The sequence below is a fragment of the Azospirillum sp. A26 genome (genome assembly GCF_042604635.1).
Classification (GTDB): Bacteria; Pseudomonadota; Alphaproteobacteria; order Azospirillales; family Azospirillaceae; genus Azospirillum; species Azospirillum palustre.
In genome coordinates this window covers 2,705,830-2,721,367 of the sequence record NZ_CP170472.1, presented here as the reverse complement: position 1 = coordinate 2,721,367, position 15,538 = coordinate 2,705,830, and the positions used below count along the sequence as shown (strand labels likewise).

Annotated in this window: 14 protein-coding genes; 5 read left to right on the top strand and 9 right to left on the bottom strand. The window is 70.2% G+C overall.

Features of this window, described 5'->3' with window-relative positions; all coding sequences use genetic code 11:
- Positions 1-4: 4 nt before the first annotated feature.
- From ABNQ39_RS13640 to ABNQ39_RS13630, 3 genes are all read left to right on the top strand, one after another.
- The gene (locus ABNQ39_RS13640) at positions 5-985 is read left to right on the top strand and encodes an SH3 domain-containing protein (RefSeq protein ID WP_376958079.1); all 981 of its coding nucleotides are present in this window, start codon (positions 5-7) and stop codon (positions 983-985) included.
- 252 nt (positions 986-1,237) lie between these two features.
- Entirely contained in the window at positions 1,238-1,504 is a 267-nt protein-coding gene (locus ABNQ39_RS13635; RefSeq protein ID WP_063633438.1) for a hypothetical protein, read from the top strand.
- 198 nt (positions 1,505-1,702) lie between these two features.
- Positions 1,703-2,866 carry a TIGR03862 family flavoprotein gene (locus ABNQ39_RS13630; protein ID WP_376959789.1) on the top strand — a complete coding sequence of 388 codons (1,164 nt, stop codon included), beginning with the start codon at positions 1,703-1,705 and terminating at the stop codon, positions 2,864-2,866.
- Positions 2,867-2,895: 29 nt separating this feature from the next.
- On the opposite strand, the gene ABNQ39_RS13625 is transcribed toward ABNQ39_RS13630, so the two are convergent.
- The 3 genes from ABNQ39_RS13625 to ahcY all read right to left on the bottom strand — a co-directional run bounded on the left by ABNQ39_RS13625 (position 2,896) and on the right by ahcY (position 4,921).
- Complete coding sequence (locus ABNQ39_RS13625; protein ID WP_376958078.1) at positions 2,896-3,210, bottom strand: CcdB family protein; 315 nt, start codon at positions 3,208-3,210, stop codon at positions 2,896-2,898.
- A complete protein-coding gene (locus ABNQ39_RS13620) occupies positions 3,210-3,503 on the bottom strand; it encodes a type II toxin-antitoxin system CcdA family antitoxin (protein WP_376958077.1) in 294 nt (97 codons plus the stop codon). Before ABNQ39_RS13620 ends, ABNQ39_RS13625 begins: the two co-directional genes overlap by 1 nt.
- 119 nt (positions 3,504-3,622) lie before the next feature.
- Entirely contained in the window at positions 3,623-4,921 is a 1,299-nt protein-coding gene (gene ahcY, locus ABNQ39_RS13615; RefSeq protein ID WP_376958076.1) for an adenosylhomocysteinase, read from the bottom strand.
- A gap of 219 nt (positions 4,922-5,140) precedes the next feature.
- Between ahcY and ABNQ39_RS13610 the strand changes: the two genes are divergently transcribed.
- Positions 5,141-6,232 (top strand): PA0069 family radical SAM protein, encoded by a 1,092-nt coding sequence (locus ABNQ39_RS13610; RefSeq protein ID WP_376958075.1) that lies wholly within the window; start codon positions 5,141-5,143, stop codon positions 6,230-6,232.
- 50 nt (positions 6,233-6,282) lie between these two features.
- Here the strand turns inward: ABNQ39_RS13610 and ABNQ39_RS13605 are convergent, their stop codons facing one another.
- From ABNQ39_RS13605 to ABNQ39_RS13590, 4 genes are all read right to left on the bottom strand, one after another.
- Positions 6,283-6,963, bottom strand: coding sequence for a hypothetical protein (locus ABNQ39_RS13605; protein ID WP_376958074.1), 681 nt, complete (start codon positions 6,961-6,963; stop codon positions 6,283-6,285).
- 296 nt (positions 6,964-7,259) lie between these two features.
- Entirely contained in the window at positions 7,260-7,532 is a 273-nt protein-coding gene (locus ABNQ39_RS13600; RefSeq protein WP_376958073.1) for a hypothetical protein, read from the bottom strand.
- 105 nt (positions 7,533-7,637) lie between these two features.
- The gene (locus tag ABNQ39_RS13595) at positions 7,638-8,951 is read right to left on the bottom strand and encodes an MFS transporter (protein ID WP_376958072.1); all 1,314 of its coding nucleotides are present in this window, start codon (positions 8,949-8,951) and stop codon (positions 7,638-7,640) included.
- A 6-nt stretch (positions 8,952-8,957) separates the two neighbouring features.
- Positions 8,958-10,616, bottom strand: a complete 1,659-nt coding sequence (locus tag ABNQ39_RS13590; protein ID WP_376958071.1) for a tetratricopeptide repeat protein — start codon at positions 10,614-10,616, stop codon at positions 8,958-8,960.
- A 157-nt stretch (positions 10,617-10,773) separates the two neighbouring features.
- Between ABNQ39_RS13590 and ABNQ39_RS13585 the strand changes: the two genes are divergently transcribed.
- Positions 10,774-12,354, top strand: a complete 1,581-nt coding sequence (locus ABNQ39_RS13585) for an adenosine deaminase family protein (RefSeq protein ID WP_376958070.1) — start codon at positions 10,774-10,776, stop codon at positions 12,352-12,354.
- Positions 12,355-12,565: 211 nt separating this feature from the next.
- Here ABNQ39_RS13585 and tagF read toward each other — a convergent pair whose 3' ends face one another.
- Both tagF and tssM read right to left on the bottom strand, forming a co-directional pair.
- Positions 12,566-13,318, bottom strand: coding sequence for a type VI secretion system-associated protein TagF (tagF, locus tag ABNQ39_RS13580; protein ID WP_376958069.1), 753 nt, complete (start codon positions 13,316-13,318; stop codon positions 12,566-12,568).
- Complete coding sequence (gene tssM / locus ABNQ39_RS13575) at positions 13,315-15,534, bottom strand: type VI secretion system membrane subunit TssM (protein ID WP_376958068.1); 2,220 nt, start codon at positions 15,532-15,534, stop codon at positions 13,315-13,317. The genes tagF and tssM overlap by 4 nt, the downstream gene beginning before the upstream one ends.
- Positions 15,535-15,538 lie beyond the last annotated feature (4 nt).

Below are 15,538 nucleotides of genomic sequence, written 5' to 3'. Positions count from 1 at the left end.
GGCGATGGCTGGAGCGCGGCTGATCGCCTGGCTGCGGATCGCGGCACCGGCCCTGCTGCTGGGCGGGCCGTTCGGCTGTCCGGGCGCGCTGGCAGACAGCGCGGCCGAACGGCTGACCCCGTCGCCCGCCCCCATCGTCGCCCTTCCCCGCCTGACGCCGGCACAGGCGCTTTCCCCACCTTTGACCCCCGGCGTGGTCTGGGAGCATCCCCCGGAAGCCCCCGGTCCCTTGTCGGGTCCGCTCTTACCGCCCGGCCCGCACCCTGCTCCGCCCCCGATGGCGACCGCTGTCGCGAAGGCGCCCGATCCCAAGGCCGCGGAGGCACCGCCGGCCGTCAAGGCTCCGCCGCTGCCGGCGATGAAGCCGCAGGTCGAGGCGGTGCCCCAAGCTGTCGCCAAGGAGCCGGCTTCACAGGACATCCCTGCCAGGCAGCCTTCGGTCGTTCCCGCTCAACGGCCCGCGCAACGGCCGATGACCGCCACCGCCGGCATCTATCTGCGGGCGACGCCGGACGCCAAGGGCCGGATTCTCGACACGGTGGAAAAGGGCGAGCGGGTGACGGCCTTCGGCGCTCCAGCCGACGGCTGGCAGCGGATCGGCCGAAGCGGCAAGCCGCAGGGCTACGTCACCAGCGCCTATCTGGCCGAAGCCGTGCCCACGCGGACCGCCGGCACCGAGCCCGCAACCGCCGCGAAGCCCGGCCGCTATGCCAGGGCGGACCGCGAGGACCGCGGCTGCGCCCTGCCCGACGACCTGCCCGGACGGGTGCAGCGGCCGAAGATCTCCGGCGGAACCGTCGCCCGGCTGCGGGCATCCGGCAATCTGCGGGTCGCCCCGGTCTGCGACGCCAAGGTCCTGGATGTTCTGGAGGCCGGCGAACGCGTCACCGTGCTGGAGGCCGTCGGCGGCTGGTACAGGGTGGGGCGGAAAGGCAAGGCGCTGGGCTATGTCGGCGCGCCCCTGCTGGCCCCCGTCGCACGCTGAAGCGGCGCCTTTCCACGGCCCTCTCCATGGCTGGTACGAGGCTACCCGGAAGGACCCGCCCCGGCCCCCCGTGAAGGGGCTTGTTCGGCCGTGAAAAAGGATTCTACAACAAGGGGGAGGCCGAACTTTCGCGGACGAACGGAGCCCCCGACGCGCCCGTTTCCTCCGACGGTTCGGCCACCCCCGCCGGCCATGCGGCGCCGGTCCGGCCGGGCGGGGACGCGAAGCACGACCGGAACGAGGATTCACACGATGTCGACCCAACACAAGCAAGCCATGGACGCGGTCCTGCAGGCCGCCGCGCACGACATCGTCGCCACCCTTCAGGAGCGGGACATCACCGACCGCCACAGCGAGGAAGGGGACCTCGTCGTCCTCGACGTCGCCATCCTGCATGCCTACCGCATCTTCATGCGCATCTGCGAGGAGAACGGTCTGGACGTCGATGCCGGCTATTTCGCCGACCTCGCCGCCGATCTGGCCGAGGAAGTGGCCCAGGACCAGGATTACGAGGACTGATCTGCGGCCCCCCGGGCGAACGCACCCGGGGGATTGCTCCAGCGATCCTCGGCCGAATCCCGAATGCCCCCGTCCGTCCCGGCGCAGCCACGGGACGGACGGGGGCACTTCCTTTTGTAAAGGCGTCTCCAAGTGCCCCATACCTCCCCTGACGTGGCCCTGGATGTGGCGATCGTCGGCGCCGGCCCCGCCGGGTTGATGGCGGCGGAGATCGCCGCGGCCGCCGGCCTGCGGGTCGCCGTGTTCGACCACACGCCCACCCCGGCGCGCAAGCTGCTGCTGGCCGGGCGCGGCGGGCTGAACCTGACCCATTCGGAACCGCTCGACCGTTTCCTGCCGCGCTATGGCGCCGCCGAGCCGCTGTTCCGCCGCCTGCTGGCCGGCTTCTCGCCCGACGATCTGCGCGGCTGGGCGGCCGGGCTGGGCATCGAGACCTTCGTCGGCAGCAGCGGCCGTGTCTTCCCGGTGCAGATGAAGGCCTCCACCCTGGTGCGTGCCTGGCTGCGGCGGCTGGACGGGCTGGGCGTGACCCTGCACAGCCGCCATCGCTGGACCGGCTGGGATGCGACCGGCGCCCTGACCTTCCGCCATGGTGAAGCAAGCGTGACCGTGGCCCCGCGCGCCACCCTGCTGGCGCTGGGCGGGGCAAGCTGGCCGCGCACCGGGTCGGACGGCGGCTGGGTTCCGCTGCTGGAGGGGCTGGGGGTGGAGGTCGCGCCGCTGGTTCCCTCCAACATGGGGTTCGAGGTGCCCTGGTCCGATCACCTGCGCGACCGCTTCGCCGGCCAGCCCGTCAAGAGTGTCGGCCTATCCGCCGCCGGCCGCCGGCTGAAGGGCGAGTTCGTCATCACCGAGACCGGGATCGAGGGCGGGGCGGTCTATGCGCTGAGCGCACCCTTGCGCGATGCCATCGCGGCGGAAGGCTGGGCGACCCTGACGCTGGACCTGCTGCCGGACATGGCCGAAGCGGAAGTGGTCAAGCGCCTGCGCCGCCGCGGTGCGGAGTCGCTGTCCACCTTCCTGAAGAAGTCGCTGTCCCTGACCGGCCCGCGCGCCGCCCTGCTGCGCGAGTTCGCCCCTGCCGCCGACCTGACCGACCCGGTGGCGCTGGCCCGCCAGATCAAGGGGCTGTCGATGGTGCTGACCGGCGTCCGTCCCATCGAACGCGCCATCTCCTCGGCCGGCGGCGTCCGCCTGTCGGAGCTGGACGAGCGGTCGATGCTGACCCGCCGCCCCGGCCTGTTCCTGGCCGGCGAGATGCTGGACTGGGAGGCGCCGACCGGCGGCTACCTGTTGCAGGGCTGCTTCGCCATGGGTGTGGCGGCCGGCAAGGGAATGGTGGAGTGGCTGGGGCGACGGTAAGAACGTGCTGTGAAGGGTGCCGGCATCTTCTACCGGCCTTGAGCGACCAAAGCATCGAGTGATGCAATAATGCGGAGATGCTCGGCGTCGAGGTTGCTGATCGACGGTCCGAGCATCCTGGTGGGAATCGTCGCTGTTTGCAGCGGGTTCATCAGAACTTTGACGTTTTCCACCGTGAATTCCGGATTCAGCGTCCGATCATGGTAGGAAATCTCGCTGGCCAGGACCAGCGGCACCACCACCCGATCAGAGCGATCCTCCCAACGGTCACTTTGCACGACCAGAAGATATGGAATTGCAGTCCTGCTCCGCCCCGGATTGCGATGCACATCAAACTGCGGCATCAGCGGCTCTCGTCTTCCGGCATGAAATCGCTGTTCCATTCATCGGCGAATCGCCCGTGCTTCTCGTCGAACGCATTCCACGCAGCAGCAACTTTGCGGCGATGTTCCAAATCGTTATCGCTCTTCTGGCGTTCATCCTGCATCCAGGCCGCCAACAGGGACTCGATTGTGTCCGACAGGTTGTCGGTGTAGCCCTCGGCGAGCCGCAGCAGATCCTCGTTCAAGGTGATATCGACGCGCCGCTTGGATGCATTCGCATCATAGCCCGCGTTCCCCTTACCGATATGGCTCATGCCATCCTCCGCAGCACTTCCACCGTATGGTGATGCCGCTTACGCCAAGTGGCAAGCGCCGCAAAGAAAAAAGGGCCGCCCCATTGGAGCGGCCCTTCTTCATTCAATCCCACAACCGCTTAGTAGCGGTAGTGGTCCGGCTTGTAGGGGCCGGCGGCGTTGACGCCGATGTACTCGGACTGCTTGTCGGTCAGCGTGGTCAGCTTGGCGCCGATCTTTTCCAGATGCAGGCGGGCGACCTTCTCGTCCAGGTGCTTGGGCAGGACGTAGACCTTGTTCTCGTAGTTGGAGGCGTTGGTCCACAGCTCGATCTGGGCCAGCACCTGGTTGGTGAAGCTGGCGCTCATCACGAAGCTGGGGTGGCCGGTGGCGCAGCCCAGATTGACCAGACGGCCCTGGGCCAGGACGATCAGGCGCTTGCCGTCGGGGAACACGACCTCGTCGACCTGCGGCTTGACCTCTTCCCAGACCAGATTGCGCAGGGCGTCGATCTGGATCTCGCTGTCGAAGTGGCCGATGTTGCAGACGATGGCGCGGTCCTTCATGGCCCGCATGTGGTCGAGCGTGATGACGTCGACGTTGCCGGTCGCCGTGACGAAGATGTCGCCCAGCGGAGCGGCCTCGTCCATGGTGATGACCTGATAGCCTTCCATCGCCGCCTGGAGCGCGTTGATCGGATCGATCTCCGTCACCATGACGCGCGCGCCCTGCGAACGCAGAGAAGCGGCCGAGCCCTTGCCCACGTCGCCATAGCCGGCGACGACGGCGACCTTGCCGGCGACCATCACGTCGGTGGCGCGCTTGATGCCGTCGACCAGCGACTCACGGCAACCGTAGAGGTTGTCGAACTTCGACTTGGTGACGCTGTCGTTCACGTTGATAGCCGGAACCTTCAGCGTGCCCTTCTTCATCATCTCATAGAGACGATGGACGCCGGTGGTGGTCTCCTCCGACAGGCCGCGGACGCCGTCCAGCATCTCCGGATACTTGTCGTGCATGATCTGGGTGACGTCGCCGCCATCGTCCAGGATCATGTTCGGGGTCCAGCCGTCCGGGCCGCGCAGCGTCTGCTCGATGCACCACCAGAACTCCTCCTCCGTCTCGCCCTTCCAGGCGAAGACCGGGATGCCGGCGGCGGCGATGGCGGCGGCGGCCTGGTCCTGGGTCGAGAAGATGTTGCAGGAGGACCAGCGCACGGTGGCGCCGAGCGCGGTCAGCGTCTCGATCAGCACGGCGGTCTGGATGGTCATGTGCAGGCAGCCGACGATGCGGGCACCGGCCAGCGGCTTGGAGGTGCCGAATTCCGACCGCAGGGCCATCAGGCCCGGCATCTCGGTCTCGGCGATGGTGATCTCCTTGCGGCCCCAGTTCGCGAGGCTGATGTCCTTGACCTTGTAGTCCGTGAATTCGGCGGCCATGAGGGATGACTCCTGGTGGGCGGTGACGGTCGGGCAGCGGAATTCCAGGCACGCCGGATCCCCGGCCCTGCCGCTGTCATTGGCGATGGATGTATCAGCGCTCCCGGAACCATGCAAGCATAAAGATATCTTTATGTTTGTTCGGTAGCGGAAGCAATGGCGGAGCCCTGCCTCGTTTGTTCGCTTTACGTTCCATTTTGCCCCGGCTAAGCTGCCGGCATGGATGAGATACGGCGATCCCCGATCAAGGGCCGCGGGGCGGTCAGCAACGCCACCGGGCGGTTCGAACGCGAGACCCGCGTCCTGACCGACGATGGCTGGACCGGCTATGCGGAGAGCGGCAACGAGGCGCTGTCCGATCCGGTCCGCACCAGCGTCTCGCCGGCCTCGGCCAAGTCGATCATCACCGCCAACCAGTCGCCCGACATCCCGTTCGACCGCTCGGTGAACCCCTATCAGGGCTGCGAGCATGCCTGCATCTATTGCTTCGCCCGGCCGACCCACGCGTATCTGGGCCTATCGCCGGGGCTGGACTTCGAGACCAAGCTGTTCGCCAAGCGCAACGCGGCGGAGCTGCTGGCCAAGGAGCTGCGGGCGAAATCCTATGTCTGCCAGCCGCTGGCGCTGGGGGCCAACACCGATCCCTACCAGCCCATCGAGCGGACGGAGGGCATCACCCGCCGGGTGCTGGAGGTCTGCCGCGACTTCAACCAGCCGGTCAGCATCATCACCAAGTCGGCGCTGGTGCTGCGCGACCTCGACATCCTGGCGCCGATGGCAGCACAGGGGCTGGCGTCGGTCGCGGTCTCGGTCACGACGCTGGACCGCGATCTCGCCCGGACGATGGAGCCGCGGGCCAGCACCCCGCCGCGCCGGCTGGAGGCGATCCGCGCCCTGTCGGACTCCTGCGTGCCGGTGGCGGTCCTCGCCAGCCCGATGATCCCGGCGCTGAACGACCATGAGCTGGAAACCATCCTGGAGGCGGCGGCCGGCGCCGGGGCGACTGCCGCCAACTACATCCTGCTGCGCCTGCCGCTGGAGATCGCCTCGCTGTTCGAGGAATGGCTGCGCGTCCACGCCCCCAACCGCGCCGACCGCGTGCTGAGCCTGATGCGGCAGAGCCGCGACGGCGCGCTCTACCGCTCCGGGTTCGGCACGCGGATGAAGGGCAGCGGCCCCTATGCCGAGCTTCTGCGCCACCGCTTCAAACTGGCCTGCCGGAAGCACGGGCTGGGCGGCCGGAGCTGGCAGCTCGATTGCAGCCGCTTCCGGGTGCCGCCGGCGGTGGGGGACCAGCTGTCGCTTCTGTGAGGGGATGGAACAGCGTGGAACAGGCGGACAGGCGATGTTGCATCGCCGGCCTACCGGCGCCAGGAGAAGGGACCGGCGGCGCGGCGGCTCACCGGGCCAGGGTTGAGGTTGGGATACTCTTCATACTGGTTGAGGGTATAGGGGAAGACGCCCTTCGGTCCCGTCGCTTCCGGCTGGGCCAGGACGGCGGCGACCAGGGCCGGGCTGGGCGGGGTGCGTTCGCGCAGTTCGCCGGGGATGTCGTCGTCGAGTTCGGGGACGGTGACGGCGGGCGGGTCTTCCGGACGGGGGGCGGGCCGGGGAGCAGGATTGGGAGCGGGGTCGCGGGCGGGCTGATCGAGGCCGGCGAACAGGCCGAGCCTCTCGGCCAGCCAGCGGACGGTGGCGGGGTCGCCCGACGTGACCAGCCGCTCGATCTGCTCGGCGACCAGGATGCGCAGGGAGGACAGGCGCAGTTCCGCCTCGCGGTTCAGCGCCTGCCGTTCCCACCACACCCTGTGACGGAAATCCTTGGAGCCGTAATAGGCGCGCCAGAGTGTCGTCCGGCTGCATCCCATGGCGCGCGAGACCTGAAGGAAGCTGTTGCCGCGGGCCAGCATGCCGGCGGCCATGATCCATTGTTCCTCATGGAACTGCGAACCGGGGACCAGCGAGCCTTCGGACGGAGTCGGCGGCTCTTCGGCCCAGCGTGGGAACTGGTCGTTGGTGAAGCTACGGCTGTCGAGGGGCATGGGTCGGCTCCGCAGAAAGGTGGGTCTGCGGGAAGCGTATAAGAATAATTTCCTTTATGGCGGAATTTTTGCAACGGCCGCCGGTACGGAGGGTCGAGGCATCGGGAGCAAGATTCACACGGATTTCACGGATTTAGACACGGATTTCACGGATTTTTCTTGAACTTGGCGACGCTCCGAGTTCCCCGACACAGGTCGCTTCGGAACGCCACATCCGTGAAATCCGTGCTGAAATCCGTGAAATCCGTGTCGATCTTGCCCCCGTCTCCAGGGCTCCCCGCCCGGACGGACCGCCGTCAGGGGCGGCGGAACATCCTGGTCCAGGGCGTCGGCACGTCCGGGGTCTTTGCCTGATCGGATTTCGACAGCGCCGACAGCGGCAGGCGGCCGGTCGCCAGCATCGCCATCACCAGCGCCGGATGCGACGGGCCGGAAGTGTGCTGGCCGTCGGAGCCGGACTGATCGGGCTGACGATCCCCGCCATTGGCCGGGCCGCCATCCGGGCCGGGCTCCTCGTTCAGCGCCTCGTTGATGCGGGCGAAGGCTTCGATGTCTTTGATGTGCAGCATGGTCCGTACCCCTCGGCTTCGACTTTTGTGCGTCGCAGCAAAAACGAAGGTAACAGCTCTGCCCTCGAATGGTCTCATGTGCGGCGCTTTGACACAGGCCCTTTTTTAGCGGGCCGGTTCGCGAACCGCCAGCATAAGCCCGAAGCCGATGGCGAAGAAAGCCAGAACCGTCGCCATGCCGGCGCGCTGGCTGGCGAAGGCCTGGGTCGCCAGCCCGAACAGCAGCGGTCCGAAGAAGCCGACGAAGCGGCCGGTCAGCCCATAGAGCCCGAACATCTCCCCCGCCATGCCCGGCGGGGCGAGCCGCGCCATCATCGACCGCCCGGCCGCCTGGGCCGGCCCGAAGAACAGCCCGAGCCCGAGCGCGAAGATCCAGAACCACAGCCGCTCGGTCGCCAGCAGCAGCGGCACCGAACAGGCGGTCATGCCGGCCAGCGCGATCAGGATCACCGGCTTGGCCCCCGCCCGGTCGTCCATCCAGGCGAAGCCGATGGCCCCCGCCCCCGCCACCACATTCAGCGCGATGGCGAAGACCAGGATCTCCTCGAAGCTCATGCCGAAGGTCCCGGCGGCGAAGAGGCCGCCGAAGGCGGTGATGGTGTTGATGCCGTCGCGGTAGAAGGCGCTGGCGATCAGGAAGCGCCCGACCTCGCGGTAACGCCGGGCGTGGCGCAGCGTGGCGAGCAGCGTCGCCACCCCCTCGCGCGCCGCCCGCAGCAGGCCATGGCCGGTCGCCGGCTCGTCCGGCACCCACAGGAAATAGGGCAGCGCGAACAGCCCGTACCACGCCGCGGCCAGCAGGGCGGTGGCGCGGACATTGGCCTGCTGGCCCCAGTCGGCCCATTCCATCCCGAACAGGCCGAACAGCGGGGCCGGCGCCTGGACGAAGCAGACCAGCGCCAGCACGAGGCAGGCCAGCCCGCCGAAATAGCCGATGCCCCAGCCCCAGCCCGACACCCGGCCGAGCAGCCGCGCCGGCACCAGCCCCGGCAGGGTGGCGTTGTAGAAGACGTTGGCCAGCTCGAAGGCCACGGTGGCGACCACGACGCAGGCGAGCGCGAAGGCGGCGTCGGCCGGGTCGGGACGCACCCACCACAGCGCCGCGGTGAACAGGACGGTCACCAGGGTGAACAGCGCCATCCAGGGCTTGCGCCGCCCGGCCCGGTCGGCGACGGCGCCCAGCAGCGGGCTGAGCAGCGCGATGGCAACGCCGGCCACGGTCATCGCCGCACTCCACCGCGCAGTGCCCTCGACCGGGTCGCCGACGACGCCGCGGGCGAAATAGACCGAGAAGACGAAGGTGGTGATGATGGTGTTGTAGGCCGAATTCGCCCAGTCGTAGAGGCACCAGGAGACGATGGCCCGGCGGGAGGGGATGTCGCCGGCGGGACTGTCGCTGGACGGGACGGCTTCGGTCACGCCCGCTTACTCCCGCTCGCCCCCGGCCAGCCCGTCCACTCCGAAGGAGATCTGGTTGTTGTCGTAGCGGGCGACGATGCGCAGGCGGTCGCCGGCCGACAGCGCGATCGGCTTTTCCAGGAAGGTCATCGCCTGCTTCCAATGGTTGGTGCGCGACCGGCTTTCCGACTTGTAGACCACCTCGTCGTCCATGAAGAGGTCGAACCAGAAGGCGACGCCGTGGCAGGTGCCGGCGGTGACGATGGTCACGTCGATCACCCGCTCGCCCTCCTCCGGCATGTTGCGGGTGAAGTCGAAATCGAGCGCGGTGAAGGGCTTCGACAGCGGGGTGTGGGCGTCGGCGCCGAGGTCGATCTGCTGGTAGCCGGGCGAGCGGAAGACGTCGAAGCTGCCCATGTCGAAGCCGTCGATGGTCTCGACCGGGTTGATGCGGGCCAGCTCCGGCGTTTCCACCAGCATGGCGTAGACGGTGGAGGCGCGCGGGATGACGGCGCCGCCCGGCTTCACCAGATGGGTGCGGGCATGTTGCAGCACCGACAGCATGCGCGGGGCCAGCATGCCGATGTTGATCAGCTCCGACACGAAGACGTCGGCCTTCTCCGGCAGATCGCCGCCCTCGCCCACCGTCAGCTGGGTCGACAGGCGCGGCACCACGTCGATGCGGTCGCCATAGCCGTTGCGCGCCACGGTTTCCTTGGCGACGCGGGCGAGGATCGGGTTGACCTCGCAGGTCACCACCTTCCCGGCACCGGCGCGCGCCGCCATCATGGCGACGATGCCGGAACCGGTGCCGATCTCCAGAACCAGCTGGCCGGGCTTCACCGCCCGTTCCAGCGACTGCTTGTAGGCCTCGTTCCGCTCGAAATCGTTGATCATCGGCAGGTGCCAGCCGGGCACCGCGTTGGAGTAGATCAGCCGGCGGGTGAACTTCACCATCGGGTGGTCGGGGGCCTGCTCGCGCGCCGCCTCGATCACCTCGATGGCCTCGGCGGCGCGGTCGAGGCTTTGCAGCACATGGGCGAGCCCGACCTGGGCCGGGACGAAGCGCGGGGCGGCGGCCAGCACGGTGCGGAATTCCGCCTCCGCCTCGGCCAGCCGGCCGCGGGTGGAGAGCAGCTCCGCCAAGCTGTAATGCACGTCGAGATAGTCGGGCGCCTGGGCCAGCGCGGTGCGGAAATGCTCCTCCGCCTCCTCAAGCTCGCCCAGTTCGCGCAGGGTGGCGGCGAGGAAATGGTGCATCTCCGGCGCTTGCGCCCGCAGGTCGAGCGCGGCGCGGAAACAGTCCGCCGCCTCCTCCAGCCGGCTTTGCGCCTTCAGCGCGTTGCCGAGGTTGCCGTGCAGCTCCGGCAGCCGCGGGTTGAGGGCGAGGCCGGCGCGGAACGCCTCCTCCGCCTCCGCCGGGCGGGCCTGCTGGAAAAGCAGGCTGCCGCGGCTGTTGTGGAAGGACGGGTCGTTGCCGTTCTCCGCGATGGCCTGGGCGAACAGGTCGAGCGCGTTGTCCGGATGGTCGGTGTGGGCGGCGACCAGCCCCAGCAGATGCAGCGCCTGGGCGTTGTGCGGGTCGGTGGTCAGGATCGCCCGGCAGACCTGTTCCGCCCCCGCCAGATCGTTGCTGCGGAAACGCTTGGCCGCATCGAGCAGGGTCGGGGCGGAAGTGTCGGTCATCGCGGCGGGCTCCAGGATGGGCGGGAACACGGAAAGGTCGCCGCACCATACCGGGAATTGCCGCCCTGCTACAGCCTTTCGATCCGCACAGGACGGTTGTGTGTGCGCGATTATCAGAGCATCAATACTCGCAAAAGGAGAATGTGGAGTCGGGACCATGCTTGATGTGCGAGTGATTGGACGTGTGAGGGGCGGCGTGACCGGCGCGCTGGCGGCGACGCTGCTGCTGGCGGGCTGCGCCACGGCGGAGATGGGCGGCGGCAGCGGCGGCGGCGGAATTGACGCCGGCGGGTCGGCGGCGGCGCGGCGGTTCCAGGCGGTGCGGACCAGCCCGCCGGAGCTGCGCGCCTTCCTCTACCGCATGCCCAAGGGTGCCGACCTGCACAGCCACCTGACCGGCGCCGCCTATGCCGAGACCTACATGCGGATGGCGGCGGATGCCGGGCTCTGCTTCGACGTCAAGGCGCTGACGCTGGTGGCGCCGACGGCGCAGGCACCCTGCGGCGACGCCAAATCGGCCCGGCCGGGCGCCGCGGCGGTCATCGCCGACGGCGTGCTCTACCCGGTGGCGCTGGACGCCCTGTCGACCCGCGATGCGCTGCCGGTCTCCGGCTACAGCCTGCACGACCAGTTCTTCGCCACCTTCGGGCGCTTCCGCGCCGCCAACTCCGTCCCCAACTCCACTGGCGACCTGCTGGCCGAGGTGGTCGACCGCGCCGGCCGGCAGGGCGAACGGCATGTCGAGCTGATGGTGTCCTTCGGCACCGGCCCGGCCGCCGCCATCGGCAAGTCCTTCCCCTGGACGCCGCAGGCGGCGGCCGACTTGGCCGGAACCGCCGACCGGCTGATCGCCGCCGGGCTTCCCGCCCTGGTCGCCCCGGCCCGGCAGGAGATCGACGCGGCGGAGGCGCGGATGCGCAGCGTCCTTGGCTGCGGCACCCCGGCGGCGCGGCCGGGCTGTGCGGTGTCGGTGCGCTATCTCCAGCAGGTGTCGCGCACGCAGAGCCCCGGCCCGGTCTATGCCACCACCCTGTTCAACGCCCTGCTGGAGGCGCAGGAGCCGCGCGTCGTCGGGCTGAACTTCGTGGCGCCGGAGGACAACCCGGTGGCGCTCGACGATTATGACCTGCACATGCGCATGGTGGCGGAGGCGAAAAGGCGCCAGCCCGGCACCAACGTCGCGCTGCATGCCGGCGAGCTGACGCTGGGCCTCGTCCCGCCGGAGCGGCTGCGCGACCACATCCGCAAGGCGGTGGAAATCGCTGGGGCCAAGCGCATCGGCCATGGCGTCGACGTGATGTATGAGGAGGATCCCCACGGCCTGCTGCGGACGATGGCCGGGCGCAAGGTGGCGGTCGAGATCAACCTGACCAGCAACGACAAGATCCTGGGCGTCAGCGGCAAGGCGCATCCCCTGCCGGTCTATCGCGCCGCCGGGGTGCCGGTGGTGCTGTCGACCGACGACGAGGGCGTCAGCCGGATCGACCTGACCAACGAGCTGCAGCGCGCGGTGGAGGAGTTCGGCTTCGGCTATGCCGACCTCGTCGGGCTGGCCCGCGCCAGCCTGGAGCACAGCTTCCTGCCCGGCGACAGCCTGTGGTCCGCCCCCGGCTGCACGCCGCCGGTGGGCGAGGACGCCTGCCGCGCCGTGACCGCGCGCAGCGAGAAGGCGCGGGTGCAGTGGGGGCTGGAAGAGGCGCTGGCCCGCTTCGACCGCGAGATGGCGGAGACGCGGTAATCGGCCTGACTGTGACTTCCTGAGATGGAAAACAATATTGACACGGATTACACGGATTTAGACACGGATTACACGGATTTTTTATAATAGCGGCCCGGTTCAAGCGCTTCGACAAGGCGAAAGCATCCGTGAAATCCGTGCTTTAATCCGTGAAATCCGTGTCGATCTTGCCCGCGATCTTTGATCGACTCGAGAATATCGAGCCCCTCCCCTACCCCTCCTCGGCGTTCTCCCAGCCCCAGCGGGCCCAGGCGCCGTCGAGGAAGGCGGTCAGGCGGGGACCGGCGGGAAGGCCGGGGCAGGACAGCAGCGACGGCGCGATCCGGCCGGCGCCGCGGGTCCACCACAGGCTGGCATCGGCGCGCAAGGGGCCGGACAGGCGGTCGAGCAGGGCGCGGGTGGCGGGGCTGACGCGCTCCGGTTCCGGCCGGCCAAGGATGGCGAGGCGGGCCGGCAGCCCCTCCACATCGGCACCGGCGCGGCAGGCGTCGGCGGCGAGGGACTCGGCGCGGGACAGCCAGGCGCCGCAGGCGGCGGGCGCGTCGGCGATGTCGAAGCCGGCGGGAAGGCCGGCGGCGATGGTGAAGGGATAGAGGCGGCCGACCCGGTCGGCGCTGGGCATCCAGACCCCGACCAGCGGGGTGGCGCCGCACAGGCCGGCCGACAGGGCGAAGCGCCAGACCGGGGCCTGGGCGAACAGCGGCTCCCACTCGGCACCCAGACGGCGGCCGGCCTCGCCCAGCGCCGCGGACAGCCAGCGGTCCCAGGGGCCGAGCACCGCAGACGGCAGGCCATAGCCGATGAAGTCGCCGCGGGCCGGCACCTTGCCGTGGAATCCCACCACCGGATCGGCCCCGGCGGCCAGTCCGCCGCCGCCAAGGCCGCTGCCGAAACCGGGCGCCCGCAGCAGCGCGGCCCCCGCGGCGGCCAGCATCCCGCGCGGCGTCGCGAACCCTCCCGTCATGGCTGGGCGGCCCGGCCGGGCTGGGAAGGCGTCTGGGAAGAGGCCTGGGGCGTCGATTGCGCCAGCACCTCCAGCACGCGGGCGACCAGAACCTCGTCGGGCGGGACCGGGGCGAAGCCGACGGCGAACAGGGCGGCCAGATGGTCGCCCAGCGCACGGCGCCGCGCCTCGTTGGCCGGACCGGGCAGCGTGCGCTGCCAGTCGAGCGCCAGCCATTCCGCCATGGCGCCGGCATCCATCGGCTCCGCCCCACCAGCCGTTTGCCCGCCCGCCATCTGCCCGGCGATCATGCGCCCGGTGATCATGCGATAAACGCGCAGGGTCTGGCGCAGCTGGTCGGGCACGGCCCAGTCGGCGCGCAGCCGCTCCTCCAGCCGCAGGGCGATGCGGGCCAGGAACTGGCTGCGCAGGGCGCGGCGGTAGGCCTCCTGCGCCGGGGCGGCGATGCGGCCCCCCTGGTAGAGCCCGCCGGCCAGGGCCGGACCGGCCCATAGCTCACCGGCCCACATCTGCCCGGCCCGAAGCTGCGCATCGTCGAACGCGAACGGCAGGGCGCGCAGGGCATCCAGCGCCGGCAGGATCGCCGCGGGATCGGCATCGTCCACCCGGACCAGGGAGCGCGGCGGGGTGTCGAGCGGGCGCAGCGCCGCCTCCACCGCCGCGGCGCCGGCATCGGCGCGCTCCAGCAGGGCGGCGTTGCCGCGGACGCTGACCAGCCACCAGCCGGCGACGGCCAGGGCGAGCGTCAGCGCGGCGGCGGCGGACAGCAGCGCCCGGCGGCGGCGGGCGCGCTCCACCCGCTGGTCGACCCGGGCGAGGTTGGCCTCCGGGAAGACCACGTCGGGCAGCAGCCGGTCGAGGAAATAGGTGGAGGCCCGGCTGCCGCCCTCGGGGTCGCCCTCGGGGCCGGGATCGGGCAGGGCGAGCGAGGTGTCGGTCTGGGTGGCGCTGGTCAGATAGAGGCCGCGCAGGCGCGGGGTCTCCTCGCCATGTTCGGAGCCGAAGGCGGTGTCGACGATGTCGGCCAGCGCCGGCTCCAGTTCCGCCACGCGCAGCGGCAGGGCGAAGGCGTCGCTGCGGCGGCGGATGTCCGGCTCCTGGTGCAGCCGGTCGAGCAGCCGCTCGTCCAGCCGCCGCACCAGCCCGGCATAGAGGTCGCGGAAGACGGGAAGCGGATCGCTGGCGGAGTTGGGGGCAGAGTCGGGGGCGGAGCCGGGCGCCGGCTCGTCCGCCGGCAGGGTCAGGCCCCAGACCTGCCCGCGCGCCTCGCGGTCGAGCGGGTCGAAGAAGGTGGCGAAACCGTCGAGCAGGTCCGCCTTGGTCAGCAGCAGATAGACCGGCAGGCGCACGCCCAGCTGCACCCGCAGCTCGTTCAGGCGCTGACGGATCAGAATGGCGTGGTTGCGCCGCTCGACGTCGGTCCAGCCGGTCAGCTCGGGGATGCTGACGGTGAGGAGGACGCCGTTGGCGGGCTGGCGCGGACGGTGCTCCTTCAGGAGGTCGAGCAGGCCGGACCACACCCGGCCGTCCACCGCGCGCCGGCTGTCCTGGGTGGTGTAGCGGCCGGCGGTGTCGATCAGCACGGCGCGGTCGGTGAACCACCAGTCGCAATTGCGGGTGCCGCCCAACCCCGCCAACGGCCCTGCCACCGTGCCGTCGGCCGGGCGGGCGGCGAGGCCGGCGTTGGCCAGCGCCGTGGTCTTGCCCGAACCGGGGGCGCCGATCACCAGATACCAGGGCAGCTGGTAAAGGTAGCGCCCGCCCCGGCGCGTGCGCAGCTGAGCCAGCGCGGCGTCGAGCTGCTTGCGCACCGTGCCGATCTCCTCCAGCGAGGCCTTCAGCTCCGGGTCGCGGCGGGCGGCCAGCACCTCCAGCAGGCGGGTGTTGGCGGCACGCTCGCGGGCGTCGATGCGGCGGTTGACGGCGATCCAGCCGGCCAGCGCCAGGACCAGCGGCAGCAGGCGGACGCTCCAGTCCGGCTGGATGGACGGCAGCAGATGCGGGGCGACGGAGGCGGCCAGCCGCGGCAGCAGCAGCCAGCCGGCCAGCCCCAGCGCCAGCACGCCCGACAGCGACAGCACCCAGCGGCTGCGGGCGGAGCGGTACGGCGACGGAGCGGCGGCGGGTTTCCGGCGGCGGACGGCCGTCTTCGCCACCGCCGTGGCAGCCGTCTTCGCCGCCGGGGCGCCGGCCTTGGGGGAAGGGGGTTCGGCCATGGCG